Raw genomic sequence first — 3117 nt, 5'->3', positions numbered from 1 at the left:
AAACAATATTTCCAGTCAAGATATAAAGTATTAGTATCCATTAGCTTAATACATTACTGCACTTACACCTTGGACCTATCAAACGTATTTTCTTTACGTACTCTGAGAAATCTTATCTTGAGGTCTGTTTCGTACTTAGATGCTTTCAGTACTTATCGATTCCATACGTAGCTACCCAGCTATGCTCCTGGCGGAACAACTGGTAGACCATTGGTATGTCCATCCCGGTCCTCTCGTACTAGGGACAGATCCTCTCAAATTTCTTACGCCCACGCTGGATAGGGACCGAACTGTCTCACGACGTTCTGAACCCAGCTCGCGTGCCTCTTTAATGGGCGAACAGCCCAACCCTTGGGACCTACTTCAGCCCCAGGATGAGACGAGCCGACATCGAGGTGCCAAACCTCCCCGTCGATGTGGACTCTTGGGGGAGATAAGCCTGTTATCCCCGGGGTAGCTTTTATCCGTTGAGCGATGGCCCTTCCATGCGGTACCACCGGATCACTAAGTCCGTATTTCTACTCTGCGCAACTTGTAGGTTTTGCAGTTAAGCTCGCTTATGCCTTTGTACTCTTCGAATGGTTTCCGTCCATTCTGAGCGAACCTTTGAACGCCTCCGTTACTTTTTAGGAGGCGACCGCCCCAGTCAAACTGCCCAACTGACAATGTCCGATACCCTGATTCAAGGGTTATCGTTAGAACTTTAATATTAGAAGGTTGGTATCCCAAGGGTGACTCCTCACACACTGGCGTGCATGTATCACAGTCTCCCAACTATCCTGTACATCTAATCTCAAAGTCCAATATCAGCCTACAGTAAAGCTCCACGGGGTCTTTCCGTCCTAGCGTGGGTAAGTCGCATCTTCACGACTACTACAATTTCACCGGATCCTTTGTTGAGACAGTGCCCAAATCGTTACACCTTTCGTGCGGGTCGGAACTTACCCGACAAGGAATTTCGCTACCTTAGGACCGTTATAGTTACGGCCGCCGTTTACTGGGGCTTAAGTTCGAGCCTTCGCTTGCGCTAAGCCTTCGCCTTAACCTTCCAGCACCGGGCAGGTGTCAGCTCCTATACTTCATCTTACGATTTTGCAGAAACTTGTGTTTTTGGTAAACAGTCGCTTGGGCCTGGTTTCTGTGGCCATATCGCTATGGCTCCCCTTCTCCCGAAGTTACGGGGACATTTTGCCGAGTTCCTTAACAAAGGTTCTTCCGCGCGTCTTGGTATTCTCTACCTCCCTACCTGTGTCGGTTTCGGGTACGGGCGCTTTGGTCTGGATAGTGACTTTTCTTGGCAATTTGAAATCGGCTACTTCTCTACTCATGTTTTCGATACCCATCACAGCCTGATTTTAACAATGTGCGGATTTGCCTACACATTAATCTCACTGCTTGGACTGACTTCCATCTGTCAGCTTAGCTTATCCTCTTGCGTCATCACTTCTCTCTTAACGACTTTAAGCGGTACAGGAATCTAAACCTGTTGTCCATCGCCTACGCCTTTCGGCCTTGGCTTAGGTCCCGACTTACCCTGAGGGGACGAGCCTTGCTCAGGAATCCTTAGGGTTTCGACGGGAGAGATTCTCACTCTCCTTCTCGCTACTCATGCCAGCATTCTCACTTGTATTAAGTCCACCTTTGCTTTCGCTTCTGCTTCTTCCCTAATACAACGCTCCTCTACCACTGATAGAGGTATTAAGTATGCTTGTAAGATAGATTTTACTTGACGTTTAATATTTACAGTTACCAGTTAATTTATTGTAGTTTGACTTACGCTTAGGTTTTTAGACCTACCGTTTATCCTTTTTAGGATTTTGGGTGATTTTTGAATCTTTTCTGATTTTTCTTAGTGAGCGTATGTTAGTTTTGATTTTCTACTCTTTTGTTAACTCTGTTATCTTTAATATTTCCATTCAAGTTTAATTATATACCTTACTTGTATACTTAATTCCTCTATCAATCCGAAGCTTCGGTACTGGATTTGAGCCCCGTTCATTTTCGGCGCAACCCCACTTGACCAGTGAGCTATTACGCATTCTTTAAATGCATGGCTGCTTCTAAGCCAACGTCCTGGTTGTCTTAGTAGGATCACATCCTTTTCCACTTAATCCAGATTTTGGGACCTTAGCTGTCGGTCTGGGCTGTTTCCCTTTCGACTTAGAAGCTTATCCCTCTAAGTCTGACTCCTTGACTTGATTTTTTGGCATTCGGAGTTTGATAGGTTTTGGTACGGTAAACCGCCCTAGACCATTCAGTGCTCTACCTCCTTAAATCTTTCGTCAAAGGCTAGCCCTAAAGCTATTTCGAGGAGAACCAGCTATATCCGAGTTCGTTTGGCTTTTCACCCCTAACCACAACTCATCCGATACGTTTTAAACCGTACCCGGTTCGAGCCTCCAGTGAATTTTACTTCACCTTCACTCTGGTCATGGATAGATCACCCGGTTTCGGGTCTATTCTATTCTACTTTTCGCCCTATTCAGACTCGCTTTCGCTTCGACTTCTGATCTTAAATCATTAATCTTGCAGCTTAGAATAACTCGCTGGCCCATTCTACAAAAGGTACGACATCACGCTATATGCGCTCTGTCTGCTTGTAGGCGCTAGGTTTCAGGTTCTATTTCACTCCCCTTTCGGGGTTCTTTTCACCTTTCCCTCACGGTACTTGTTCACTATCGGTCACATGTTAGTATTTAGCCTTAGGGGATGGGCCCCCTATCTTCACAACGGATTCCTCGTGTCCGGTGCTACTTTCCATCTGTCCATATTTAACTGTCGCGTACAAGACTATCACTTTCTTTGGTTCATCTTCCCAAATGATTCTGCTAATTAAATATGATCCTTAATGAGTTAGGCTCTTTTCTTTTCGCTCGCCGCTACTAGGAAAATCGAGTTTTCTTTCTTTTCCTCCTGTTACTTAGATGTTTCAGTTCACAGGGTCTTGCTTCATTAAGCTATGTATTCACTTAATGATGACTGTGTCTTCCACAGCCGGGTTTCCCCATTCGGAGACCTAGGGGTCAATGCTTTTTGTGAGCTTACCCTAGTTTTCGTTCACTTACGTCCTTCCTCGCCTTCATGTGCCAAGGCATCCACCTTGCGCCCTTTCTTTCT

General features: G+C 45.6%; 1 rRNA gene. It reads right to left on the bottom strand.

Annotated elements, in window-relative coordinates:
• Positions 1-11: 11 nt before the first annotated feature.
• Positions 12-3117, bottom strand: a 23S ribosomal RNA gene (locus tag ACCQ42_RS09945); the annotation flags it as partial.

Origin of the sequence: Anaerococcus kampingae (genome assembly GCF_046365475.1) — a bacterium.
GTDB lineage: Bacteria > Bacillota > Clostridia > Tissierellales > Peptoniphilaceae > Anaerococcus > Anaerococcus kampingae.
The sequence above is the reverse complement of the archived record's forward strand: the minus strand, read 5'-3'. Positions and strand labels throughout refer to the sequence as shown.